The following is a 21494-nucleotide window of genomic DNA, read 5'->3' as shown; positions in this document are numbered from 1 at the left end:
AACTGTACGAACTGTGGCGCGTCCGTGCTCCAGGGCCCCGGAGGGCGCTGGTCCTGCAACAACTGCGGCACATCCGGCTGAGGAGTGAGGGCAGGTCGGCATGGACTGTGAGCGCTGTCTCGAACCCGTCATCGAAGGCCCCGAGGGCGGTTACGTCTGCGGCCTGTGCCTGTTCACCGTCGAGCCCCCCGGGTACAACAAGCGCCGCGAGGAGGGGCTGAGGGCGGCGGCCGAGGAACGCCGGCGCCGCACCCTGGAACGGCGTGCCCGCAAGGAGCACAGCGCCGGCCGCGCCTGAGTCGCGGCCGGCCGCCGCTCACGCGCGGCGGGCGAGCGCAACCGCCGCCGCCCTCCGTGAGTCTGGAGGGACATGCGTGTGACGATGATCCTCCCGGCCCTGACCGAGGCGACCAGCCCGCTGTTCCGACCGATCAAGTACTCGCTCTTCCCGCCGCTCGGCCTGGCGACCCTCGCCGGGTACCTGGACCCCGACGACGAGGTGACGCTGCACGACGAACACGTCGAGCGCGTCGACCTCGCGTCGCTCCCGACGCCCGACCTCCTGGTCGTCCAGCCCTACATCACCTCCGCGCGGCGCAGTTACGAGATCGCCGACCACTTCCGGGCCCGCGGTGTCCACGTGGCCATGGGCGGGCTGCACGTGACGTCGCTGCCCGACGAGGCCGCCGCGCACGCCGACACGGTGTTCACCGGGCCCGGCGAGGACACCTGGCCGCTGTTCCTGAAGGACTTCCGCGACGGTGTGCCGGCCCGGCGCTACGACTCCACCCGGCGGACGCTGGCCGGACTGCCTCCGGTACGCCGGGACCTGATCAAACGTCACCTGTACCTGGTCCCCAACTCCCTGGTGGTGTCCCGCGGCTGCCCGCACCACTGCGACTTCTGCTACAAGGACGCCTTCTTCGAGGGCGGGAAGTCCTTCTACACCCAGACGGTCGACGACGCGCTGGCGGAGATCGACCGCCTGCCCGGCCGTCATCTGTACTTCCTGGACGACCATCTGCTGGGCAACCGGCGCTTCGCGGAAGCCCTGTTCGACGGGATGGCGGGGATGGGGCGGCTGTGGCAGGCCGCCGGCACGGTGAAGTCGGTGCTGGAGCCCGGCCTCCTGGAGCGGGCGGCGGAGGCGGGACTGCGCAGCCTCTTCGTGGGCTTCGAGACGGTCAACGGCGCCAATCTCGTGGAGCGCCGCAAGGACCAGAACATCGGCAGGGACTACGGGGCCGCGGTGCGGCGCCTGCACGACCTCGGCGTGATGGTGAACGCCAGTTTCGTCTTCGGGCTGGACCAGGACGGCCCCGACGTCTTCGACCGGACCGTGGAATGGGCCGTCGAGCAGGGCATCGAGACCGCCACGTTCCACATCATGACGCCCTATCCGTCGACCGGTCTGTGGCGCCAGATGGAAGCGGAGGACCGCATCGTCCATCGCGACTGGGACCTCTACGACACCCGCCATGTGGTCTACCGACCCAAGAACATGACGGCACGTCAGCTGGAGGACGGCTACTGGCGCGCCTACCGGGACTTCTACCGCTGGCCGAACATCTGGCGTGGCTCGGCGGCACAGCCGGGGCCGCGGGAACGCATGCGGCACCTCGCCTACGCGGGCGGCTGGAAGAAGTTCGAGCCCGCCTGGGACGCGCTGATCCGCTCCCGGCGTGTGGTGGGCGCACTGCCTCTGCTGGAACGGACGCTCGCGGCCTTCGGCGGCCGTCGGCCGGCGCACGGCCCGCACGGCCCGCACGCCTGAGGGGGCGGCCGCGTCCACCGCGCCGATGTCACTCGCTTCGCCGGAGCGGACCGTCGTGCGCGGCCGGACGGGGCGCGGGAGCCGATGGCCCCGGCACGTCACCCGCCGGCCCGGCCGGCTCGCGGACCATGAAGACGTCGACCGGATCCTCGGTGTCGAGTGTGAACCCGTGCCGCTCGTACAGCCGCCGGGCCGGGCTGCCCCGGAGCACGTTCAGCCGTACCGGGATGCCGTCGCGGTCGCACTGTTCCAGCAGGCCACGCAGCACTCCCGCGCCGATGCCGCGGCCCTGGAGGTGTGGGGCCAGGTAGAAGTGTTCCAGCCAGAGCGCGCCGGCGGACGGCCGCAGCGCCACGCAGCCGGCGAACGCGCCGCCCACCTCGATCACCCGGCTGTGCGCCGCCGTGAAGCCGTCGCGCAGCCGCTGCCGTACCCGCTGCTCGTCGTACCGCCCGAGCCGCTCCAGATCGGCCCGCAGCACCACGGCCCGCAACTCGGCAATCGGCTCGACGTCTTCCTCCGAGGCCGGCCGAAGCTCCCAATCCGCCATGATCGCCAGGTTAGCGAGCCGGTTCCGCGCTCGTGGCCCCCGGGCGCCCGGTCTGATACCCACCGGGCATCACAGAGGCCGCAACAGGTCTTGGACCGCCGCGGTGCCTCAGGACAAGACTCGACGGCGTCACATCATTCAGATGTCGTCGAGAGAGGCGAGCAGCATGAAGGTCTTCGTCACCGGAGGTTCCGGGTACATCGGGCAGGCCACGATCAAGGCCCTGGTGCGTCGGGACATCCAGGTCAGCGCGCTGGTCCGCAGCGAGGAGTCGGCGGCGGTCGTGAACGGGCTCGGGGCGGCCGCCGTCCACGGCACGCTGACCGACACCGCCCTGCTCACCGAGGCGGCCCGCGCCGCGGACGGGATCATCCACCTGGGCCAGCACGCCGGCCCGGACAGCGCCGATGTCGACCGGGCGGCCGCCGAGGCGCTCCAGGACGGGGCCGGTCCCGGTCCGTACGTGCACACCGGCGGGGTCTGGGTCTACGGCGACACCGACGGCGTCGTCGACGAGGACGCGCCGCTGTCCCCGCCGCGGCTCACCGCCTGGCGGCTGGAGAACGAGAAGCGGGTCCTGGCCCGCGCCGCGACCGGCGAGCGGCCCGTGGTGGTGATGCCGGGCGTCGTGTTCGGCCACTCGGCCGGACTGGTCGAGACCTTCTACGCGGAGCCGGGTCGGTCCGACGGCGCCGTGCCGTGCATCGGCGACGGTGCCAACCACTGGTCCGTCGTGCACGTCGACGACGTCGCCGAGCTCTACGCGCTCGCCCTGGCCGCCCCGGCGGGCTCCGTGTACGCGGGCACCATCGACGTGTACCCCACGGCGGCCGAGGTCGGCGATGCGGTCAGCCGGGCGATCGGGCGGCCCGGCGCCGTCCGCCGCCTGTCGCTCGCCGAGGCCGAGGAGCGGATGGGCCCGATCGCCCGGGCATTCGCGCTCGACCAGCGGATCACCGGCGCCCGCGCCCGCCGCGAACTGGGTTGGGCCCCCGCCCACCTGGACCCCCTCGCCGCCCTCGCCGACGGCTCCTGAACCGGAGTCCCGAACCGGAGTCCCGAACCGGAGTTCGGAACCGCCGTCCGTCCGCGTCGTCCGTCCGCGCGAACGCGCATAGGCTCGGTCGCAAGGAGTCCGGCCGTGAGGGAGGAGCCCGTGGACCTCGATCTGCGCAAGCTGCGGTACTTCGTGGCGGTGGCCGAGGAACTGCACTTCGGGCGGGCGGCCGAGCGGCTGCACATCGCGCAGCCGGTGCTGTCCCGGCAGATCCGGTCGCTGGAGAACGACCTCAAGGCACAGCTGTTCTCCCGCGACCGGCGCGGCGCAGGGCTGACCGCGGCGGGGCAGCAGCTCCTCGCCGACGCCCGGCCCCTGCTGGCGGCGGCGGAGGCGGCTCGGCGCCGGGTGGCCCGCGCCGCACGGGGAGGTCCCGCGACGTTCACGGTCGGCTTCATGCCGGGCCTGATCGTCACCGGCGCGGTCCGGGAGTTCTCCGGGCGCCGCCCGGAACTGTCCGTCGAGGTCGTCAGGACCGGCTGGGACGACCAGGCCGAGGGCATCCGTGACGGCCGGGTCGACGTCGGTTACGTCAGGATGCCGCTGGACGCCCGGGGCCTCGGCATGTGCGAGCTGATGACCGAGGCACGCGTCGCGGTCCTGCCCGCCGACCACCGCTACGCGGGCAAACCCTCCCTCGCCATCGCCGACCTCGCCGACGAGCACCTGCTGCAGGACCCCGACGCGGTCCCCGAGTGGCGAGACATCGCCCGGGAGCTGCGTACCGGCGCCCCGGCCCCGGTCCCGGCGTTCCACACGGTCGAGGAGAAGCTGGAGAACGTGGCGGCCGGGCGCGGTGTGGTCGTCCTGCCGCTGTCCACCGCCTCCTACTACACCCGCCCCGACGTCACCCACGTGGAGCTCTCCGACATCGGCCCGAATCGCGTGTGCCTCGCCTGGGACGGCAGCCGCCACGACCCGCTCGTCGAGGAGTTCGTCTCCGTGGCCCTCGCGCACCGCCACCCGGTCCCGTAGCGCTCCGGCCTGTGCCCCCCGTCCTGCCGGACGGGGGGCACAGGCATGTGACGGGGATCACGGCCCCCGGCCGCATAGCGGCGCGGGGGCCGGCGTCTTTCAACAGGTGCAAGGGAACGCGGAGTGCGGGGGCGGTGCTGATGGGGTCGGATCGGACCGATGAGTTCGATGAGTTCGTGACAGCCCGTTGGTCCGCTTTGTTCCACCTTGCGCGCTTGCTGACCGGGGGCGACCGGCATCGGGCCGAGGACCTGCTCCAGGAAGCGCTGGTCAAGCTGTGGTTCGCGTGGCCGAGGGTCGGCTCGCAGGCGCCCGAGGCGTATGTGCGCCGGGTGCTGGCCCGGGCGGCGGCGCGTTCCGCGCGCCGGCGCTGGTGGGGGGAGCGGCCGGTGGGGGAGGTGCCGGAACGGGCCGCGGCCGGGGACGTGTCGGCCGCCGTCGCCGAACGCACGCGCCTGGAGGCGGCCTTGGCGCTCCTGCCGTCGCCGCAGCGCGCGGCGGTGGTGCTGCGGTACTACCAGGACCTGTCGGAGACGCAGGTCGCGGAGGTGCTGGGCTGCCCGCTGGGCACCGCCCGGTCGCACGCCTCGCGCGGCGTCGCGCGGCTGCGGAAGATCCTGGCCGACGTCATCGAGCCGGTGGGCTGAGGGAAAGGCGAGGGAAAGGGGATGGACTCCATGGACGACTTCGAGCGGCAACTGGCGCGGATGATGCACGCCTCCGAGCAGCACACCCCCTTCGAGCCCCGGCACCGGTCGCGGCTGCGCGACGGTGTCGTCGTCCGCCGCCGGGTGCGTACCGCCTGGCAGGCGGGGAGTTCCGCGGTCGCGGTCACCGTGATCGCCTGCGCCCTCGTCCTGTTGCCCGGTTCCTCGTCCGGCCAGGTGGTGCCGGCCGGCCCCGTCGGTCCTGCGACCTCCGGCACCGCGTACCCGAGCACCTCCGCAACCGAGGGCCCGAGCCCCAGCGGCAGCGCGAGCTCCACCCCCACCTTCTCGCCGGCCGGTCCGGCCAGGGGCCAGACCTCGACCGCGCCCGCCGGCAACACGGACCCGTCCACCGCCACCGCGACCGTCAGCGACACCGGCACCGGCACCGGCACCGGCACCGCCACGACCGGTTCCACCGCCACCGCCACCGAAACCGCGGGTGACGGGCCCCACTCCACGACCTCACCACCGGTGAGCCCGTACGGGAACCCGACCGGCACGGGATAGCGGGCGCTCGCCCCGTCACTCCACCGCACCCCACCGCACCACCACCCCGCCGAACCCCCGTAGTGCCGTCGGCATGCCCCGGCACGCCCCGCCCCAGCGAACAGATGCGGACAGACCATGAGCAATCCACCCCTCGGTGTTCTGAGGGAACGCGTCCCGCCACCGGCCCGGCACCAGGAGCCGGTCCTGGCCGTGGTCGTCCCCGTCCCCGTCCCCGTCCCCGCCCCCGTCCCCGTCCACAACGAGGAGGCAGACCTGGAGCGATCGGTGCGGCGGCTCCACGGCCTGCCCTCCCAGTTGCTGCGCTTCGCCGCCGTCGGCGTCGTCAGCACCCTCGGCTACCTGCTGCTGTACGCGGCCCTGCGCCCCGCCGCCGGCCCGCAGGCCGCCAACGCGCTCGCCCTGCCGGCCTGCGCGATCGCCAACACCGCGGCCAACCGCAGGCTCACCTTCGGCGTGCGCGGCCGCGCGGGCGCCGCCCGCCACCACGTCCGCGGGCTCGTGGCGTTCCTGATCGGGCTGGCGCTCACCAGCGGCGCCCTGGCCGCGCTGCACCACGTGGCACCGGGCGCCGGGCACCGTGCCGAGACCGGCGCGCTGGTGGCCGCCAACCTCGCCGCGACCCTCCTGCGCTTCCTGCTCCTGCGGTCCTGGGTCTTCCCCGGCCGGCACGCCTCCCGCACGGAGGCCGGCTCCCGATGACCCTCCTGCCCGGCACCCTCGACGCGCCCGCGGACACCTGCGCCGCGGCCGACGGTCGCGGTCCGCGCCCCGAACCCGTCCGCGCCGCCCGCTGGGGCCGCGTCCTCGCCACGTACGGGACCCTGAAGCTCACCGGGTTCGCCGCCTTCCTCCTGCTGTTGTGGTATGCGGGCGACTACCGCACGAAGAACCCCCGCTTCGGGGGCGGCGCGCGGCCCTGGGACGTCCTCGCCAGCTGGGACGGCTGGTGGTATCAGCAGATAGCCGCCCACGGCTACCACCCCGCCCTGGTGCCCGTGCCGGGGGCCACCGGCCTCATCACCCTCGAAGGCAACTCCGCGGCCTTCTTCCCGCTCTACCCGGCGGTGATGCGGCTGGTCGCGGAGTGCACCGGCCTCGGCCTGTACGGGGCCGGGATGCTCGTCTCCGTCGTCTGCTCGTTCGTCGCCGCACTCGGCGTGTACGCCGTCACCGCGCGCTTCGGCGGGCACCGGGCGGGCCTCGCCGCGGCGGGGCTGTGGGCCGTGTGGCCGGGCTCCGGCATGGAGTGGTCGGGGTACTCGGAATCGCTCTACGTCGCCCTCGCGGTCTGGGCCTGCCACGCCGTCATGAACCGCCGCTGGATCACGGCGGGACTGCTGACCTTCAGCGCCGGACTCGCCCGGCCCACCGCCACCGCGCTGATCGCCGCCCTCACCGTCGCCGCCCTGCTCGCCCTGGTGCGCGACCGGCGGCGCTCCGGCGTGCTGCGTCCACTGGCCGCGATCGCCGTCGCGCCCCTCGGCCTGCTCGGCTACCTCGGCTGGGTGGGGTACCGCATGGGCGACTACGGCGGCTACTTCAAGCTTCAGGAAGGCGCCTGGGCGCACACCTTCGACTGGGGGCGGTACACGGTGGACGTGTTCACCTCCGTGCCGGTGGGCCGCTTCGACTACCTCTCCGCGTTCCCGTTCGCCGACCTGATCGGCGTCGCCGTGGTCCTGCTGGACATCGCGCTGATCTGGCTGCTGATCCGGCTGCGGCCGCCCGTGGAACTGGTCGTCTACACGGTGCTCACCGTCGTCACGGTGCTGGGCACCCAGCAGATCTTCTGCAACGTCTCCCGCTACCTGCTGCCGGCCTTCCCGCTGTTCGTCCCGCTCGCCCTCGCCCTCGGCCGGCTGGGGGCCGCGCACCGGGCCGTGCTGCTCGGGATGGCCGCCCTGGCCTCGGGCTCGTACGCGGGGTACGTGCTCTTCGAGCTCGGCGTCCCGTAACCGCACCGCCGCGCGGCACGTTGGACCTCGGCGCCGGACCCCGTCCCCCACCGGGCCTTACCTCTGGAGCCGCCATGTCCTCGAACGCCAGCACATCGCCGCATCCCGCAGGGGCGGCGCCACCGCCCGGGGGCGAGCGCGCCAGGCGCCGCTTGGCCCTGGTCGGCGGATCGCTGGGCAATCTCGTCGAGTGGTACGACTGGTTCGTCTACGCGAGCTTCGCCGTCTACTTCGCCGAGTCGTTCTTCCCCGGCGGCAACCCGACCACCCGGCTGATGAACACCGCCGGGATCTTCGCGGTCGGCTTCCTCATGCGCCCGGTGGGCGGCTGGGTGCTCGGCAGGGCCGCCGACCGGCACGGCCGCAAGAGCGCGCTGACCCTCACCGTCACCATGATGTCGGCCGCGGCGCTGCTGATCGCGATCGCCCCGACCCATGCGCGGGCAGGATGGCTCGGCGCGGGCGTCCTGCTGGTCGCCCGGCTGTTGCAGGGGCTGAGCATCGGCGGCGAGTACGCGGCGAGCGCCACGTATCTGACCGAGGCCTCGGCCCGCGGCCGGCGCGGGCTGGGCTCCTCCTTCCAGTACGTGTCCATGACCTGCGGTCAGTTGCTGGGCCTGGCCGTCCTGATCACCCTTCAGCACCTGCTGACCGAGCGGCAGTTGACGCAGTGGGGCTGGCGCATCCCCTTCGTGCTCGGCGCGGTCCTCGCGGTCGTGGTGCTGTGGATCCGGCGCCGGCTGGAGGAGACCGAGGCCTACGCGGAGGAGGCCGCCGCACCCGACGACGCGCGCGGCTCGCTGGCCCTGCTGTGGCAGCACCGGCGGCAGGCACTGCTGGTCATGGCGCTCACCCTCGGCGGGACGGTCGCCTACTACACGTACACCACCTACCTGACGAAGTACCTCATCGGCAGCGCCGGGATGGCCAAGACCACGGCCACACTGGTGAGTTTCACGGCCCTGGCCGTCTTCGCGCTGCTCCAGCCGCTCGCGGGCGCGCTGTCCGACCGCATCGGCCGCCGTCCCCTGCTGATCGCCTTCGCCGTCGGCTGCACGGTCTGCACATACCCGGTGATGACCGCGCTCGGCTCGGTGACGACCTACTGGCCCGCCCTCGGGCTCTCCCTGATCGCCCTCACGGTCGTCACCGGTTACACCTCCATCAACGCCGCGGTGAAGGCGGAGCTGTTCCCGACCCGGGTGCGGGCGCTGGGCGTCGCGTTGCCGTATGCGCTCGCCAACGCGCTGTTCGGCGGGACGGCCGAGTACGTGGCCCTGTGGTTCAAGGACGCGGGGCACGAGAGCGCGTTCTTCTGGTACGTGTCCGCGTGCGCGCTGGTCTCGCTCGTCGTCTACGTGCTCATGCCCGACACCCGTGCCGTCTCCTTGAGCCGCGCCGAGGCGCGCGACGACGGCGCAACCGCCCAGCGGCACGCGCCTGCTGAGGCGCCGTCGGAGCGCACCGGAGGTGGGTGAGCCGGCATGAATGTCATGGCCACGTAAAATTAACCTCGCCGCTCTACCCGCATAGATCTCAGGACGTCATTCTGATGCGCGGACCCGGTGACCTCAACGATCCACGAGAGGACGACACATGAGGACGTTGACGAAGGCGCTGGCCGCGACGGCCGCCGCCGCGGCCTTCACGGTCGTGGCCCAGCCCGCACACGCGGTGGTGCCGCCCGAGCACGCGATCATCGTGTGCCAGAGCGCCAGTTTCTACGCCAACTACGACAGCTCCTCCGGACCCAGCGGACTGATCCGCGTCCTGGGCTACGGCAACAAGGTCGGCCACACCCGGGGCGCCCACCCCGTCTACAACGGCTGGGCCGCCACCTTCGACTTCGGCAAGGGCGACTGGGGCTACGTCCGCAACGAGTGCCTCGGCGGCTACGGCTCCTGGTGAACTGCCCCGCCCTCCTCGACACCCCCACCGCTCCCCGACGCAGGAAGGAACCACCATGCCCGTACTCCGCCGCACCCTCCGGGTCGCCCAGGCCGTCGCTGTCGCCGGCGCCCTGGCCGCGGGCCTGCTGATGACCGCGGGGCCCGCCCAGGCGGCCAACGGCACCATCGGCCGGCGCGAGACCGTCTGCGCCCAGGACCTGTACGTCCGCACCGCCCCCGTCGGCGCCTGGATGGGGACCCTCTACCAGGGCCAGACCTTCACCGTGGAGAGCAAGCAGAGCGGCTGGGCCTACGGGTTCGCCTACGGCAACATCAACCGCCACGGCTGGGTCCAGGACGGCTGGTTCTGCTGATCCCCTGATCCCTGCCCGAGCCCCCGCCTGAGCCCCGGCTCACCGTCCCACGGCGGCCGGTCCCGCCTCGCTCGTCCCGCCGGGCGACACGGCGCGCGGGCCCGGCGCCGTGCCGGACTGCGCCGGCGTCGGGACCGGTTGGCCGCGCCGCTGCTCCGGCGCCGTGGGGGAGTGGGTGGGACGGGCCGGAGGCACGGGAGTGCCCTCCCGCTGCCCGGCGTTCAGGACGAGCAGCACGCACGCCACGGCCGCCGCCGCCGCGAGGCCGAGCACGGCCACCGCGGCGGCACGGACCCGCACCCGCGGGCGGGGCAGCGCGGACGGCGGGGCCGCGAGGCGCAGGCTGTCCGGGCCCACGGTGCGGGCCTTCGCGTCCAGGGCGGCGCGCAGCAGTTCCTCGGTCCCGGCCCGGCCGGGCCGGTGGACGGCGGCGGTCATGACGGCACCTCCAAGTGGCGGGCCAGGGCGTCCAGCGCCCGGCTCGCGGTGGACTTCACCGCGCCGCGCGACAGCCGCAGCGTGTCCGCGATCTGCGCCTCGGTGAGGTTCGACCAGTACCGCAGGACGAGCACTTCGCGCTGTCTGCGGGTCAGCCGGCCGAGCGCGGTCAGCACCTCCTGGTGTTCCTCGCGCAGCAGCACGTACTCCTCCGGGGGCGGCGCGTGCCCCTCGCGCTCCGGGACGTGGGCCCGCATCGTCCTGCGGCGGCGCAGGACGGACCGGGCACCGTTGACCACGCTGGTGCGTACGTACGCCTCCGGGTCGTCCACGCCCGCCAGCCGTTCGCCGTGCCGGCGGTAGAGCGCGGCGAACGCGTCCTGCACGACGTCCTCCGCGGTGGGCAGATCGTCGACCAGGAACAGCGCCAGCCGTACCAGGTCCAGACGGCGGTGGTGGTACAGCTCGTCGATCTCCGGCCGCGAGATGTGACCGGGCCGCCCGGTACGCGCCCCGGACGACGGGGGGACCGCCGGCGTCGCGGGCCGCCGGGCGTCTCCGGACACGACGCTCCGCAGCCGTGCCCAGACGTGCCGGAGCGGGGCCGTCGGGAGGTCGGGGCGCGACCCCACAGCCGCTGTGCTCATGGATCTCCTGTGTGGCGGTTCGGGAGTCGGCCGCCGGGCCGGGGTGCCCGGCCCGGCAGCCGGCTTGGATCAGCGCGCCGGTACGGGCGCAGGCACCGCGCCGGTCCCGGCCTGGGACGGGACGGGCGTCGGGACGCCGCCCTTCGCGGGCGCGGGGGCCGGCGTTGCTCCGTGGGACTGAGCAGGGGCCGCGGCCGGGGACGGCACCGCGCTAGGGGCCTGGGCCGGAGCCGGGGCGGCATGCCCCCTGCCCTTCGCCGGGGCCGGAGCCGCGGCAAGCGCAGGGGCCTGGCCCTGGGCGTCCGTGTCGGCCTGCGCGGCGGGCGCCGGCACCGGCTTCGGCGTGTCGGCCTGCGCGGCCATGGCGGCGCCGCCCAGGGCCAGGGCCGCCGCGACCGTGGACGTACCGATCACGAGACGTGCCCGATGCCGGCGAGCCAGGCCCGCGATGGCGTGACGTGCGGTCATACCGTTCCTCGAATCATCCGGTGGAGAGCTGGGTCGAAGGCGCCTTCACTCCCACAGACGTGCGGAGCCGCCCGAGGTTGCGGATGTGGCCCGTGAGATTTTCGGACCGGCGATCCCCACACCTCCTCAGCCTGTCCCCGCCACTACCAGCCTTCGCACGGACCTGGCTGCGGCCCGTGCCCGGCCGCAGGCTCGACTTCGGCGGCGGCACCCCGCCGTCGCCTCGCACAAGGAGCCACATGACCCGCATCACCACCCCCTTCGGCTTCACCTCCACCACCGAGGACGTGATCCACGGCGTCGACCTCGCCGGACGCCGTGCCGTCGTCACCGGCGCCGCCTCGGGCATCGGCGTGGAGACCGCCCGCGCGCTGGCCGCCGCCGGCGCCGAGGTGACCCTCGCCGTGCGCAACACCGACGCGGGGCAGCAGGTGGCGGCGGACATCACCGGGTCCACCGGCAACGCCGCCGTCCGTGTGGCGCGCCTCGATGTCGCCGACCAGACCTCGGTCGAGGCGTTCACCACGGCCTGGGACGGACCGCTGCACATCCTCGTCGCCAACGCGGGCGTCATGGCACTGCCGGAACTGGAACGCACCCGTGAGGGCTGGGAGACCCAGTTCGCCACGAACCATCTCGGCCATTTCGCCCTCGCCCGGGGCCTGCACCGCGCCCTTGCCGCCGCCGGCGGCGCCCGCGTCGTCGCGGTGAGCTCCAGCGGCCACCTCATCTCGCCCGTCGTCTTCGACGACATCCACTTCCGCTACCGCCCCTACGACCCGCTGCTCGCCTACGGCCAGTCCAAGACCGCCGTGAACCTCTTCGCGGTCGCGGCCACCCGCCGCTGGGCGCGCGACGGCATCACGGCCAACGCCCTGATGCCGGGCGCCATCGCCACCAAGCTGCAACGCCACACCGGCGGGCTCAGGACCCCTGTGGAGCGGCGCAAGACCCCCGCACAGGGCGCGGCGACCACCGTCCTGGTGGCCGTCTCACCCCTGCTGGACGGCGTCGGCGGGCGCTACTTCGAGGACGGCGATGAGGCCCTGCCGGTGGCCGACGGCAACGGCTGGGTGTCCGGCGTCGCCCCCTACTCGCTCGACCCCGCGAACGCCGACCGCCTCTGGGACGCCTCCGAGCGCATGCTGGCCGACGCGCGGACCGCCTGATGTGAGAGCGCCCGCAGCGCCCGCACCGTCCGGCCGCGTGGCCGGGTGGCCGCGTGGCCGGGTGTGGACAAATCCGGCGGGGCGCACCCCCGAACCGTGCCGGGCGGCGCAGAATGTCGGCAACGGCGGGACCGTTGACCCCTCATGCGCTGGAGGCCCCTCATGCCGTACGCCACGTCCCCCTATCCGCCCGGCACCCCGTGCTGGATCGACCTGATGGTCCCCGACCAGCAGGCGGCGCTCGACTTCTACCGCGACCTCTTCGGCTGGCAGGGCGAAGTGGGACCGCCCGAGACCGGCGGCTACTCGGTCTGCACGTTCAAGGACAAGCCCGTCGCGGGCATCATGGCGACGATGGCGCCCGACGGCGCTCCCACCCCGCCCACGGCGTGGACGACCTATCTCGCGACGGCGGACGCCGACTCCACGACGGAAGCGATCACCAAGCACGGCGGCACGGTGCTCTCCCCCGGCATGGACGTCATGAGCCTCGGCCGCATGGCGATCGCCGCCGACCCCACCGGCGCGGTCTTCGGGCTGTGGCAGGCCCGTGACTTCCTGGGCGCCCAGCTCGTCAACGAGCCCGGGTCGCTGGTGTGGAGCGAGCTCGCCTCCGGCGACCTCAAGACCGCCTCGGCGTTCTACTCCGCTGCCGTGGGCCTGGAGACGGAGCCGATGGAGGGCGCCTCCGACTACTTCTCCCTCACGGTGAACGGCCGTGTCGTCGGGGGTGCGCAGGGGCTCGACAACCTGCCGCCCGAGACCCCGCCGCACTGGCTGGTGTACTTCTCCGTGGACAACACCGACAGCACCGTGGACGCCCTCGTCCGCGCCGGCGGCAATGTGCTCGCCGCGCCCTTCGACATGTCGGCGGGCCGTCTGGCGGTCGTGCAGGACCCGCAGGGCGCCGTGTTCGGGCTCATCGACGCGACCGGTCCCGAACTCCCCTGACCCGTACGCCGGCCGGGGCCGTCACCTGTCACCAGGTGGCGGCCCCGGCCGTGGCGGTCGTGCCCAGCGGCTACTTCTGGTCCGGGTGGAGGACCACCTTGGTGTAGCCCTCGACGCGCTTGTCGAACTTCTCGTACGCCGAGGGAGCGTCGGACAGCGGCAGTTCGTGGGAGACCACGAAGCTCGGCTTGGCACGGCCCTCGATGATGAGGTCGCGCAGCTGCCGGTTGTACCGCTTGACGTTGCACTGCCCGGTGCCCAGGCGCAGCCCCTTCTCGAAGAGCCGGCCGATGGCGACCAGGAGCCGGCCGCTCTTGGCCTGCTCGTCCGGGCCGCCGGGGTCCGAGGGCACGTACAGGCCCGGGATGCCGAGCGCCCCGGTCGCGCGCACGGTGTCGATGAGCGAGTTGAGGACCGCCGCGGGTTCCTCACGGTCCTGGCTCTTCGCCTGGGCCTGGTAGCCGACGGCGTCGATGCCCTTGTCGGTGCCCGCACCGTCGGTGTGTTCCTTGATCTGCTCCACCGGGTTGCCCTCGGCGAAGTTGACCGGGATCGCGCCGATCTCCTCGGCCTTCTGCAGCCGCTCGGTCACCCGGTCGACCACGAACACCTTCGACGCGCCGCGGATGAGGGCCGAGTACGCGGACATGAGCCCGACCGGTCCGCCGCCGTACACCGCGACGCTCTCGCCGGGTTTGACGTCCGCGAGTTCGTTGCCGTGGTAGCCGGTCGGGAAGATGTCGGCGAGCAGGATGAAATCCGTCTCGTGCTCGCTGCCCGCGGGCAGCTTCAGGCAATTGAAATCCGCGTAGGGCACCCGCAGATATTCCGCCTGACCGCCGGGCCAGGGGCCCATGGCGACGTATCCGTAGGCGCCGCCGGCGAAGCCCGGATTCACGGTGAGGCAGTATCCGGTGAAGCCGGCCGAGCAGTTCTTGCAGAATCCGCAGGCCACGTTGAAGGGCATGACCACGCGGTCGCCCTTCTTGAGGGACGTGACGCCCTGACCGAGATCCTCGATGATCCCCATGTTCTCGTGCCCGAAGACGATTCCCGCCTCGGCCGCGGTGCGGCCCTCGTACATGTGCAGGTCGGACCCGCAGATGGCGGTGGACGTCACGCGGACGACCACGTCGTTGGGGTGCTGTACCCGGGGCTTCTCGACTTCCTCCACTGCTACTTCGAACGGTGCTTTGTAGACGACGGCCTTCACCGGACACCTCCGTTGGTGTCGTGCTCTCGAACGTGCGGGAGGCGAACGGGGGCCGTCAGCCCAACGTGTCGCGGTGGGAACGGACGGTGAGTGCGCCGCGGTCGTTCGCCTCGCGTGACCTATTTCTCATGCTGCCCCCGTGGGAGGAATGGGACAAGCCGGTTAATCTTTACTCCGTATTGCCTGATTTCGGTTTGTTTTCCAAGGAAGGCGGGAACGGTGGCGCAGCGTTTGGGAACCCTCCTGGTCCCCGTGCCCGGGCTGTCCGGCACGACCTACCCGGTGGGCACGTCCGTGGTCATCAACGGGCGCGGGTCGTCGGTCGACGCCTTCGTGGACGGCGACTGGCTTCCGCTCGCGTGGTGGGAGTTCTCCGAGGGGCACGCCGAGGACGCGACCGACCTCTGACCGGGCCGGTGCCGGCCGGGCCGGAGCCGTCCGCTCAGCCGCGCGGGGCCACGAAGAGGCTCTGGACCCCGCGGCCGATCGGCCCCCGCTCGTCGTGGAGCGCGGCCTCGGCCATGCCGATCCCGGCGCCGTCGACAACGGTACGGGCGTCGAGGCAGACCCACTCGCCGACCGGGTGGCGGTGCAGGTGCACCGTCAGATCGGGGTTGACGAAGAGGTGGACCGAGAAGTCCAGCACATTGCTCACCCCGTTCCCGGAGTCCGCCGCCACCAGCACCCGGTCCAGCGGGGCCGTCTTCTCCCCGGCGACCAGGGGCACCCGCATCCGCAGCCAGCAGGTCGCCGGACCCGGCTCCAGATAGGAACCCGCGGCGAAACGCGACTCCATCGCCGTGTGGTAGCCGACGTCCCAGGGCACGGGGAAGAACGGCACCGTCCGCGACTCCTGCGGCCCCGGCACCGAGGGGCCGGGCGCGACCTCGGGCACCGAACCCGGCTCCGTCCGGATGCGCAGCGCCCGGGCCCGCATGATCTCCTTGCCGTCGTCCGCCGCGAGCGACGCCTCCACCAGTTCCACGCTGCGGCCCTCGCGCAGCACGCGCGTGCCGACCGTGAGGGGCAGCAGCGGCACGGGACGGTGGATCTCGAAGGTGATCCGCACCAGCCGCATGTCCTCGCGCGCTCCGGGGCGCTCGCGGACCGCGCGGCCCAGCAGCGCCGCCGGCGGGCCCGCGTGCTGGCTGTGCGCGTCCCAGGGGCCGCGGGTGTACTCGGTGGGGGCGAAGCGTTCCTCGGCCGCCCGCTCGAAGAAGGCCTCGGCACTGCTGGTCGGAACGGTCACGACGGCTTCTCCTGCTTCTCCTGTCCGGGGGACGTGAAGGCTACCGGTCAGTGGATCAGCGCTGCGGGCCGCGGGCAAGGCCCGGTCCAGGCGCATCCCGGCACGCCCCGGCGCTCAGCGGAACTCGTGGACGACCTGGATCTCCCCGACGATGTGCGCGTTGAACTCGTCGAGCTCCTCGGCCGGGACCCACAGCTCCAGAATGGTGCGCCCGCCGGCCTGCTGGACCGGATAGCGCTCCAGGAACTCCGCGTCGACCTCGAAGCGGGTGACGAAACCGGCCCCGTCGTGCTTGACGTTCCAGTCCCGCGCGATCCGGATCGCGTAGTCCTCGTTGAGCACCGGGTAGAAGATCGGCTGCTCGGGAAGCCGGGGCGGCCAGGCGCGCCAGGCGAGCTCGCGGACCAGCTCCAGTTCCACCGGGCCGGTGGGACGCCACAGCGTCGTCGTCCGGGGGGCGCTCATGGCGTGCTCCAGTCCAGTCGCAGAACGGCCAGGTCGTCGGTGTGGCGGTCGGCGTCGAGGTCGCGGATCCGGGTGATCAGCCGGTCGAGCTGGGCGCCCGGGTCGGCCGGGGAGACCTGGCCGATCAGGGTCAACAGCCCGTCCGGGCCGAGGCGTTCGCCGTCGCCGCCGGCATGGCCCTCGACGAGGCCGTCGGTGTAGAGGGTGAGCGACCCGCCCGCGGGCAGGGCGAACGTGGTGGGCGGCCAGTGGGCCAGGTCCGGCATGATGCCCAGCGCGATGCCGTGCTCGGCCTCGAGCGGGCCGGTGACTCCGTCGGCGGTGAGCAGCGGTTCGTGGTGCCCGGCGAGGTGCAGCGTCGCCGTCCGTGCGGACAGGTCGAGCGTGAGCAGGGTGCAGGTGGCGAAGAGGTCGGGTTGCGCGCGCTCGGCGACCAGGATCCGTTCCAGCAGACGCAGCAGGTCGGGCCCCCGGTGGCCGCCGAGGGTGAGCGCCCGCCAGGCGACGCGCAGGCACACGCCCAGGGCGGCGGCGTCGGGGCCGTGGCCGCTGGCGTCCCCGATGACGGCGTGCACGAGTCCGTCGCCGGTCTGCACGACGTCGAGGAAGTCGCCGCCGAGCAGGGCGCGTTCGCGGCCCGGGATGTAGCGGCTGGTGGCCGTGACCGCCTCGGTGGCCAGCAGGGGCCGGGGGAGCAGCCCGCGTTCCAGTCGGGAGTTCTCCTCGGCCCGCAGGGCGCCGGCCTGCAGGGCCGCCGCCGCGCGCTCGGCCTGCTTGCGCTGGACCGCGTAGCGCACGGCACGCTGCAGCAGTTCGGGCTCGACCTTGCCCTTGACCAGGTAATCCTGGGCGCCCGCCGCCATGGCCCCGGCGCCGGCCTGGGACTCGGCGAGGCCGGTCAGGACGATGACCGCGGTGTCCGGTGCCGCGTCCTGCACCGCCGAGACCCCCGCGGGCCCGCTCGCGTCGGGCAGGTGCAGGTCGAGCAGTACGCAGTCGAAGGCCTGCGCGGCCAGTTCGGAACGTGCCTCGCCCAGCGTCTTGTGCCAGGTCAGCGTGGACCGCAGGCCGGTGTCGGCGAGGAGTTCGGTGACCAGCAGCGCGTCACCGGGGTCGTCCTCCACGAGCAGGATGCGGAGCTGCGGTTCCGGCGCGGGGCCAGGGGCGGCGGTCATCAGGGTCTGGGCTCCCCGGGGGTGTCTTCACCGGCGTCCGCGGCGGCGGCCGTGGCGGGCACCGGAGCGGGCATCGAAGCGGGGAGGGTGAACGTGATGCGGGTGCCGGGCGTGTGCGCCGGGTCCACACCGATCGTCCCGCCGTGGAACTCCACGATCTTCTTGCACATCGCCAGGCCGATGCCGGTGCCCGGATAGGCGTCCTTGGTGTGCAGCCGCTGGAAGATCACGAAGACCCGGTCGGCGAACTCCGGGTCGATGCCGATCCCGTTGTCGGCCACGGCGAAGTGCCACAGGTCGCCCTCGCGGACGGCCTCCAGATGGATCCTCGGCGGCACGTCGGGGCGGCGGAACTTGACGGCGTTGGAGACCAGGTTCTGCCAGAGCATGCCGAGTTGGGTGGCGTCCCCGACGACGGTGGGCAGCGGGTCCCGGGTGACCTCGGCGCCGGACTCCTCGATCGCGACGCTGAGCGAGTCCAGGGTGCGGTCGGCGACGGCGTCCAGGTCGACGGTGCTGTGCTCGTTGTGGATCCGCCCGACCCGGGAGAAGGCCAGCAGGTCGTTGATCAGGGTCTGCATGCGGTTCGCGCCGTCGACGGCGAAGTCGATGTACTGGTCGGCACGGTCGTCCAGCTGCCCGCCGTAGCGGCGCTGCAGCAGCTGCGTGAAGCTGGACACCTTGCGCAGCGGCTCCTGAAGGTCGTGCGAGGCCACGTACGCGAACTGCTCCAGCTCGGCGTTGGAGCGCTTGAGGTCGGCGGACTGCTCGTCCAGCAACTGGCGGGCCCGCTCGGCGAACGCGAGCTCGTCCGCGAGCCGCCGCCGCATGGCCTCCACGTCGCCGGCCAGCTGCCGGAGGTCGGCCGGCCCCGTCCGGCTGATGGGGTGGTCGAAATCACCGCGTGCGACCTTGCGGGCGTCGCCGCTCAGCCGGGCCAGCGGTGTGGTGATGCCGCGCCGCAGGCCCTCGAAGACGAGCGCGGCGAGTACCACGATGAGGACGGCGGCCGCGGTGAACACCCAGTTCCGCAGCACGATCGACCGGTCGAGCTTGTTTCCGGCCTCCACACGGGCGTCCCGCAGATGGTCCTGCTGGCGGGTCGTGGCCTTCCGTACCGCGTCGAAGCTCGCCTTGCCCGCGTCCGCGCGCTGCGTGGCCAGCCCGACGGCCTCGTCGGCGGGGGCGCCGGCGATGGGGCGGGCGATGGTCCGCTGCCAGGCCTCCGCGGCGTTCTCCACCTCTGCCAGGTCCGCGCTCGCCGTGGCGTCGCCGCGGACCAGGGGCCGGAGCCGTTCCAGCGCGGTCTTCTCGTTCGCCAGGCCCTCGGTGTACGGGGTGAGGAAGTCCTTCTGCCCGGTGAGGCCGTAGCCGCGGATGCCGGTCTCCTGGTTGAGCAGCGCGGCCTCCAGCCGGACCGCGTTGACCAGGGCGGGGGAGCGCACGTCGACCAGCTGGCGGGTGAGGGACGTGCTCCGGTCCAGCGACCATATGCCCACCGCCCCGAGGACGGCGAGCACCGCCAGGGCCGCGCTCACCCCCACCCGGAGCCAGCGGCGGGTCGTCCACCGCGCAAGCCGGCCCGTTTCCTCCACCACGTCGCCGCCCCTTCTCCTGCCGAATCCGTGTCCCTGCCCGCCGCCACGGCCGCTCCGGACTCCGTGCGGCAGGCACTCACTGTAGCCGTCCGTCCGACAACGATTGTTGTCACTGCTGATCGCGACCCCCTAGGGTGGGGGTCATGGCCGGCATCCGCTTCTCCCCGCGCCTCACCGGGCAGGCGATCGTGGCGCCGGCGGCCGGCAGCCTCGCCCCACATCCGGGCTGCCGCGCCTTCAGCGCCTCGTCCGGCCCCGGGTTCCAGACCGGCCGGGCCCGCACCATCGGCCGCGAGGCGCCCGCCGGCGCCGGCCCGGCCTCGTGACCACCGAATCCCCCCACTGCCTCCTGCGAGGCACCGAAACCGGACCCGGAGCCGATGATGATGATCGCCTCACCCCGCCCCTACGACGTGCTGCTGGTCGAGGACGACCTCGCCGACGCCATGCTCATCGGGGACGCCCTGTCCGAGCGCGGCGCCCGCAACCTCACCCAGGTCGAGGACGGCGTCGCCGCCCTGGACTACCTGCGCGACGAGACCAACCCGCGCCCCGACCTCATCGTGCTCGACCTCAACATGCCCCGCATGAACGGCCGCGAGCTGCTCGCCATCCTCAAGGCCGACGACGACCTGCGCGCCATCCCGGTCGTCGTCCTGACGACGTCTGCCGCGCCCGACGATGTCACGGGTGCCTACCAGCGGCACGCCAACGCCTACGTGACCAAGCCGGTCAACCTCGACGACTTCAACCGCGCGGTGCAGAGCATCGACGCCTTCTACCTCGACACCGCCACCAAGCTGCCGCGCGAATAGCCGCAGCGGGGCGGCACCACGGTTCAGGCCCGGGTACGCCGGACGCAGGCGGCGACCACGGCGCGCAGGTCGCCGCCCCGGTCCAGCAGCTCCCGCTGGAAACGGGCGCCGTTGCCGGCCTTCAGCAGGCCGGCGAGGGCGTCCTGGGCGGGGACGAGGTCGCCGTTGTCCTCCAGGGCGTCGCGTACGTGCTCGAACAGGGCGCGCACCGCCGCCTCGGCCGGAACGGGCTGCAGCCCGAGCGGGTGGAGGAGCCGTCCGCCCAGCCCCTCGCGGGCCGCCCGCCACGCCGCCAGCCGCAGCAGTGCGACGCCATGGCGGCCCGGCGCCTCACCGTCGTTCCACTGCCGGGCCGCCGTCTCCACCAGGGCCCGTACGAGGGTGGCGATCAGGGCCGTGTGCCACGCCTCCAGGCACACGTCGGCCACTCTGATCTCCACGGTCGGATAGGCGCGGGACAGCCGGGCGTCGAAGTAGACCATGCTCTCGTCGCGCAGCGCGCCCGTGCCCACCATCGACGCGACCAGTTCGTGGTAGCGGTCGGCGGAACCGAAGACCTCGACCGGGCCGGCCGAGGGCCAGCGGCCCCACACCCGGTTGCGATAGCTGGCGTAGCCGCTGTCCTGGCCCTGCCAGAACGGGGAGTTGGTGCTCAGCGCGAGCAGGACGGGCAGCCATGGGCGGATCCGGTCCAGGACCGCGACGCCCTCCTCGTCCGACTCCACCGACACATGGACATGGCAGCCGCAGGTGAGCTGCTCCTGCGTGGTCAGCCCGTACTGCTCACTCAGCCACCGGTAGCGCTCTCCGGTGCTGAGCGCCGGGTCCACCGGCAGCGGCGAGGTGGCGAGCGCGGCGACGGAGGCCCCCAGGTCCTCGGCGTGCCGGGCCGCCTCGCCCCGCCAGCGGGTGATCTCGGCGCCCAGGTCCTCCATCCGGACCTGCGGCCGGGTGCCGAACTCCAGTTGCTGCCGCTGCAGTTCGGGCTCGAACACCTCGTCCGTGGCCGCCGGGTCACGGCGCGCCGAGGCCAGCACGGCGGTCGACAGCGCCCGGGGTTCGCCGGACTCCGCGTCCAGCAGGAGGAGTTCCTCCTCGACGCCGACGGTGCGTACGCCTGTCACGCGACGGCCGAATCGTCCAGCGGCCGCGCGCCCGGCAGGCGCAGCCGCGCGGCGATGAGGGCGGCGTCCACGTCGCTGGTGCCGGTCGCCACGCACAGCGTGTAGGAGACGTCCTCCAGGCGGCGCCGGACCGCCGGGTCCGCGGGGTCGAGCAGGCACAGCGTCTCGTAGCGGTCGACGAGGTCGTTCAGCACCGCGGGGTGGGCCATGAGCATGGGTCTCTCCTCGATAGTCCGCGGCACTGGGCCGAACGGTGTTTCTGATCGCCGCTTACCCCCGCTTCGGGGTGTCACTCGGGGCGAACGTACGCCGGTTGTGCCGTGGGAGCACGCATGCGGACGGCCGCGGCGCGAGGGGCCCCCACCGCCGCAAGCGGGTACGAATGATG

26 protein-coding genes and 1 pseudogene are annotated in these 21494 nt (G+C 73.1%); 16 read left to right on the top strand and 11 right to left on the bottom strand.

The window, feature by feature from the left end; all coding sequences use genetic code 11:
• The first annotated feature begins 100 nt into the window (after positions 1–100).
• Positions 101–298 (top strand): hypothetical protein, encoded by a 198-nt coding sequence (locus ACFWVC_RS19265; RefSeq protein ID WP_384286885.1) that lies wholly within the window; start codon positions 101–103, stop codon positions 296–298.
• Positions 299–370: 72 nt separating this feature from the next.
• Positions 371–1774: a B12-binding domain-containing radical SAM protein gene (locus ACFWVC_RS19260; RefSeq protein ID WP_384286882.1), complete on the top strand. Its 1404-nt coding sequence runs from the start codon at positions 371–373 to the stop codon at positions 1772–1774.
• 28 nt (positions 1775–1802) lie between these two features.
• Here ACFWVC_RS19260 and ACFWVC_RS19255 read toward each other — a convergent pair whose 3' ends face one another.
• Positions 1803–2324 carry a GNAT family N-acetyltransferase gene (locus ACFWVC_RS19255; RefSeq protein WP_384286879.1) on the bottom strand — a complete coding sequence of 174 codons (522 nt, stop codon included), beginning with the start codon at positions 2322–2324 and terminating at the stop codon, positions 1803–1805.
• A gap of 142 nt (positions 2325–2466) precedes the next feature.
• Between ACFWVC_RS19255 and ACFWVC_RS19250 the strand changes: the two genes are divergently transcribed.
• The 9 genes and pseudogenes from ACFWVC_RS19250 (at position 2467) to ACFWVC_RS19210 (ending at position 9794) form a co-directional block, all read left to right on the top strand.
• Complete coding sequence (locus tag ACFWVC_RS19250; protein WP_384286877.1) at positions 2467–3360, top strand: NAD-dependent epimerase/dehydratase family protein; 894 nt, start codon at positions 2467–2469, stop codon at positions 3358–3360.
• A gap of 120 nt (positions 3361–3480) precedes the next feature.
• Positions 3481–4356 (top strand): LysR family transcriptional regulator, encoded by an 876-nt coding sequence (locus tag ACFWVC_RS19245; RefSeq protein ID WP_384287139.1) that lies wholly within the window; start codon positions 3481–3483, stop codon positions 4354–4356.
• Positions 4357–4496: 140 nt separating this feature from the next.
• Positions 4497–5003 (top strand): SigE family RNA polymerase sigma factor, encoded by a 507-nt coding sequence (locus ACFWVC_RS19240; protein ID WP_384286874.1) that lies wholly within the window; start codon positions 4497–4499, stop codon positions 5001–5003.
• Between the two features lie 21 nt (positions 5004–5024).
• A complete protein-coding gene (locus ACFWVC_RS19235; protein WP_384286871.1) occupies positions 5025–5573 on the top strand; it encodes a cellulase in 549 nt (182 codons plus the stop codon).
• 282 nt (positions 5574–5855) lie between these two features.
• Positions 5856–6275, top strand: a pseudogene (locus tag ACFWVC_RS19230) (GtrA family protein); the annotation flags it as partial.
• Complete coding sequence (locus ACFWVC_RS19225; RefSeq protein WP_384286868.1) at positions 6272–7531, top strand: hypothetical protein; 1260 nt, start codon at positions 6272–6274, stop codon at positions 7529–7531. The pseudogene ACFWVC_RS19230 and the gene ACFWVC_RS19225, both read left to right, overlap by 4 nt.
• A 74-nt stretch (positions 7532–7605) precedes the next feature.
• The gene (locus ACFWVC_RS19220; RefSeq protein WP_384286863.1) at positions 7606–9009 is read left to right on the top strand and encodes an MFS transporter; all 1404 of its coding nucleotides are present in this window, start codon (positions 7606–7608) and stop codon (positions 9007–9009) included.
• A 118-nt stretch (positions 9010–9127) separates the two neighbouring features.
• Positions 9128–9439 carry a hypothetical protein gene (locus ACFWVC_RS19215; RefSeq protein WP_384286861.1) on the top strand — a complete coding sequence of 104 codons (312 nt, stop codon included), beginning with the start codon at positions 9128–9130 and terminating at the stop codon, positions 9437–9439.
• Between the two features lie 55 nt (positions 9440–9494).
• Positions 9495–9794, top strand: a complete 300-nt coding sequence (locus ACFWVC_RS19210) for a hypothetical protein (protein WP_384286858.1) — start codon at positions 9495–9497, stop codon at positions 9792–9794.
• Between the two features lie 39 nt (positions 9795–9833).
• On the opposite strand, the gene ACFWVC_RS19205 is transcribed toward ACFWVC_RS19210, so the two are convergent.
• The 3 genes from ACFWVC_RS19205 to ACFWVC_RS19195 all read right to left on the bottom strand — a co-directional run bounded on the left by ACFWVC_RS19205 (position 9834) and on the right by ACFWVC_RS19195 (position 11347).
• Positions 9834–10232 (bottom strand): hypothetical protein, encoded by a 399-nt coding sequence (locus ACFWVC_RS19205; RefSeq protein ID WP_384286857.1) that lies wholly within the window; start codon positions 10230–10232, stop codon positions 9834–9836.
• Positions 10229–10879: an RNA polymerase sigma factor gene (locus tag ACFWVC_RS19200; RefSeq protein ID WP_384286854.1), complete on the bottom strand. Its 651-nt coding sequence runs from the start codon at positions 10877–10879 to the stop codon at positions 10229–10231. The genes ACFWVC_RS19205 and ACFWVC_RS19200 overlap by 4 nt, the downstream gene beginning before the upstream one ends.
• Before the next feature lie 69 nt (positions 10880–10948).
• Positions 10949–11347: a hypothetical protein gene (locus ACFWVC_RS19195; protein WP_384286850.1), complete on the bottom strand. Its 399-nt coding sequence runs from the start codon at positions 11345–11347 to the stop codon at positions 10949–10951.
• Between the two features lie 239 nt (positions 11348–11586).
• Between ACFWVC_RS19195 and ACFWVC_RS19190 the strand changes: the two genes are divergently transcribed.
• Positions 11587–12516, top strand: a complete 930-nt coding sequence (locus ACFWVC_RS19190) for an SDR family NAD(P)-dependent oxidoreductase (protein WP_384286848.1) — start codon at positions 11587–11589, stop codon at positions 12514–12516.
• Positions 12517–12678: 162 nt separating this feature from the next.
• Positions 12679–13467: a VOC family protein gene (locus ACFWVC_RS19185; RefSeq protein WP_384286845.1), complete on the top strand. Its 789-nt coding sequence runs from the start codon at positions 12679–12681 to the stop codon at positions 13465–13467.
• A gap of 70 nt (positions 13468–13537) precedes the next feature.
• Here ACFWVC_RS19185 and ACFWVC_RS19180 read toward each other — a convergent pair whose 3' ends face one another.
• Positions 13538–14680, bottom strand: coding sequence for a glutathione-independent formaldehyde dehydrogenase (locus tag ACFWVC_RS19180; protein WP_384286843.1), 1143 nt, complete (start codon positions 14678–14680; stop codon positions 13538–13540).
• Positions 14681–14899: 219 nt separating this feature from the next.
• Here ACFWVC_RS19180 and ACFWVC_RS19175 point away from each other — a divergent pair, with 219 nt between their 5' ends.
• Positions 14900–15088 carry a hypothetical protein gene (locus tag ACFWVC_RS19175; protein ID WP_360903017.1) on the top strand — a complete coding sequence of 63 codons (189 nt, stop codon included), beginning with the start codon at positions 14900–14902 and terminating at the stop codon, positions 15086–15088.
• Positions 15089–15122: 34 nt separating this feature from the next.
• On the opposite strand, the gene ACFWVC_RS19170 is transcribed toward ACFWVC_RS19175, so the two are convergent.
• The 4 genes from ACFWVC_RS19170 to ACFWVC_RS19155 all read right to left on the bottom strand — a co-directional run bounded on the left by ACFWVC_RS19170 (position 15123) and on the right by ACFWVC_RS19155 (position 19167).
• A complete protein-coding gene (locus tag ACFWVC_RS19170; RefSeq protein ID WP_384286841.1) occupies positions 15123–15929 on the bottom strand; it encodes a thioesterase family protein in 807 nt (268 codons plus the stop codon).
• A 114-nt stretch (positions 15930–16043) separates the two neighbouring features.
• Positions 16044–16394, bottom strand: a complete 351-nt coding sequence (locus ACFWVC_RS19165) for a hypothetical protein (RefSeq protein ID WP_384286839.1) — start codon at positions 16392–16394, stop codon at positions 16044–16046.
• Positions 16391–17569: a PP2C family protein-serine/threonine phosphatase gene (locus ACFWVC_RS19160; RefSeq protein ID WP_384286838.1), complete on the bottom strand. Its 1179-nt coding sequence runs from the start codon at positions 17567–17569 to the stop codon at positions 16391–16393. The genes ACFWVC_RS19165 and ACFWVC_RS19160 overlap by 4 nt, the downstream gene beginning before the upstream one ends.
• Positions 17569–19167: an ATP-binding protein gene (locus tag ACFWVC_RS19155; RefSeq protein ID WP_384286836.1), complete on the bottom strand. Its 1599-nt coding sequence runs from the start codon at positions 19165–19167 to the stop codon at positions 17569–17571. Before ACFWVC_RS19155 ends, ACFWVC_RS19160 begins: the two co-directional genes overlap by 1 nt.
• Positions 19168–19310: 143 nt before the next feature.
• On the opposite strand from ACFWVC_RS19155, the gene ACFWVC_RS19150 reads away from it, so the two are divergent.
• On the top strand, positions 19311–19493 hold the full coding sequence (locus ACFWVC_RS19150; RefSeq protein ID WP_384286832.1) for a hypothetical protein: 183 nt from the start codon (positions 19311–19313) through the stop codon (positions 19491–19493).
• A 57-nt stretch (positions 19494–19550) separates the two neighbouring features.
• Entirely contained in the window at positions 19551–19982 is a 432-nt protein-coding gene (locus ACFWVC_RS19145; protein ID WP_384287137.1) for a response regulator, read from the top strand.
• A gap of 23 nt (positions 19983–20005) precedes the next feature.
• Here ACFWVC_RS19145 and ACFWVC_RS19140 read toward each other — a convergent pair whose 3' ends face one another.
• Together ACFWVC_RS19140 and ACFWVC_RS19135 are read right to left on the bottom strand one after the other, a co-directional pair.
• Positions 20006–21106, bottom strand: a complete 1101-nt coding sequence (locus ACFWVC_RS19140; protein ID WP_384286830.1) for a glutamate--cysteine ligase — start codon at positions 21104–21106, stop codon at positions 20006–20008.
• Positions 21103–21321 carry a DUF5133 domain-containing protein gene (locus tag ACFWVC_RS19135; protein ID WP_384286828.1) on the bottom strand — a complete coding sequence of 73 codons (219 nt, stop codon included), beginning with the start codon at positions 21319–21321 and terminating at the stop codon, positions 21103–21105. Before ACFWVC_RS19135 ends, ACFWVC_RS19140 begins: the two co-directional genes overlap by 4 nt.
• Positions 21322–21494: the final 173 nt, after the last annotated feature.

This window comes from Streptomyces sp. NPDC058691, assembly GCF_042714775.1.
GTDB lineage: Bacteria > Actinomycetota > Actinomycetes > Streptomycetales > Streptomycetaceae > Actinacidiphila.
The sequence above is the reverse complement of the archived record's forward strand: the minus strand, read 5'-3'. Positions and strand labels throughout refer to the sequence as shown.

Coding starts and splice junctions, on each gene's coding strand:
- ACFWVC_RS19160 (WP_384286838.1), bottom strand. CDS start 17,569: ATGACCGCCGCCCCTGGCCCCGCGCCGGAACCGCAGCTCCGCATCCTG.
- ACFWVC_RS19150 (WP_384286832.1), top strand. CDS start 19,311: ATGGCCGGCATCCGCTTCTCCCCGCGCCTCACCGGGCAGGCGATCGTG.
- ACFWVC_RS19185 (WP_384286845.1), top strand. CDS start 12,679: ATGCCGTACGCCACGTCCCCCTATCCGCCCGGCACCCCGTGCTGGATC.
- ACFWVC_RS19190 (WP_384286848.1), top strand. CDS start 11,587: ATGACCCGCATCACCACCCCCTTCGGCTTCACCTCCACCACCGAGGAC.
- ACFWVC_RS19205 (WP_384286857.1), bottom strand. CDS start 10,232: ATGACCGCCGCCGTCCACCGGCCCGGCCGGGCCGGGACCGAGGAACTG.
- ACFWVC_RS19195 (WP_384286850.1), bottom strand. CDS start 11,347: ATGACCGCACGTCACGCCATCGCGGGCCTGGCTCGCCGGCATCGGGCA.
- ACFWVC_RS19210 (WP_384286858.1), top strand. CDS start 9,495: ATGCCCGTACTCCGCCGCACCCTCCGGGTCGCCCAGGCCGTCGCTGTC.
- ACFWVC_RS19220 (WP_384286863.1), top strand. CDS start 7,606: ATGTCCTCGAACGCCAGCACATCGCCGCATCCCGCAGGGGCGGCGCCA.
- ACFWVC_RS19200 (WP_384286854.1), bottom strand. CDS start 10,879: ATGAGCACAGCGGCTGTGGGGTCGCGCCCCGACCTCCCGACGGCCCCG.
- ACFWVC_RS19265 (WP_384286885.1), top strand. CDS start 101: ATGGACTGTGAGCGCTGTCTCGAACCCGTCATCGAAGGCCCCGAGGGC.
- ACFWVC_RS19260 (WP_384286882.1), top strand. CDS start 371: ATGCGTGTGACGATGATCCTCCCGGCCCTGACCGAGGCGACCAGCCCG.
- ACFWVC_RS19255 (WP_384286879.1), bottom strand. CDS start 2,324: ATGGCGGATTGGGAGCTTCGGCCGGCCTCGGAGGAAGACGTCGAGCCG.
- ACFWVC_RS19235 (WP_384286871.1), top strand. CDS start 5,025: ATGGACTCCATGGACGACTTCGAGCGGCAACTGGCGCGGATGATGCAC.
- ACFWVC_RS19135 (WP_384286828.1), bottom strand. CDS start 21,321: ATGCTCATGGCCCACCCCGCGGTGCTGAACGACCTCGTCGACCGCTAC.
- ACFWVC_RS19250 (WP_384286877.1), top strand. CDS start 2,467: ATGTCGTCGAGAGAGGCGAGCAGCATGAAGGTCTTCGTCACCGGAGGT.
- ACFWVC_RS19165 (WP_384286839.1), bottom strand. CDS start 16,394: ATGAGCGCCCCCCGGACGACGACGCTGTGGCGTCCCACCGGCCCGGTG.
- ACFWVC_RS19225 (WP_384286868.1), top strand. CDS start 6,272: ATGACCCTCCTGCCCGGCACCCTCGACGCGCCCGCGGACACCTGCGCC.
- ACFWVC_RS19215 (WP_384286861.1), top strand. CDS start 9,128: ATGAGGACGTTGACGAAGGCGCTGGCCGCGACGGCCGCCGCCGCGGCC.
- ACFWVC_RS19240 (WP_384286874.1), top strand. CDS start 4,497: ATGGGGTCGGATCGGACCGATGAGTTCGATGAGTTCGTGACAGCCCGT.
- ACFWVC_RS19145 (WP_384287137.1), top strand. CDS start 19,551: ATGATGATCGCCTCACCCCGCCCCTACGACGTGCTGCTGGTCGAGGAC.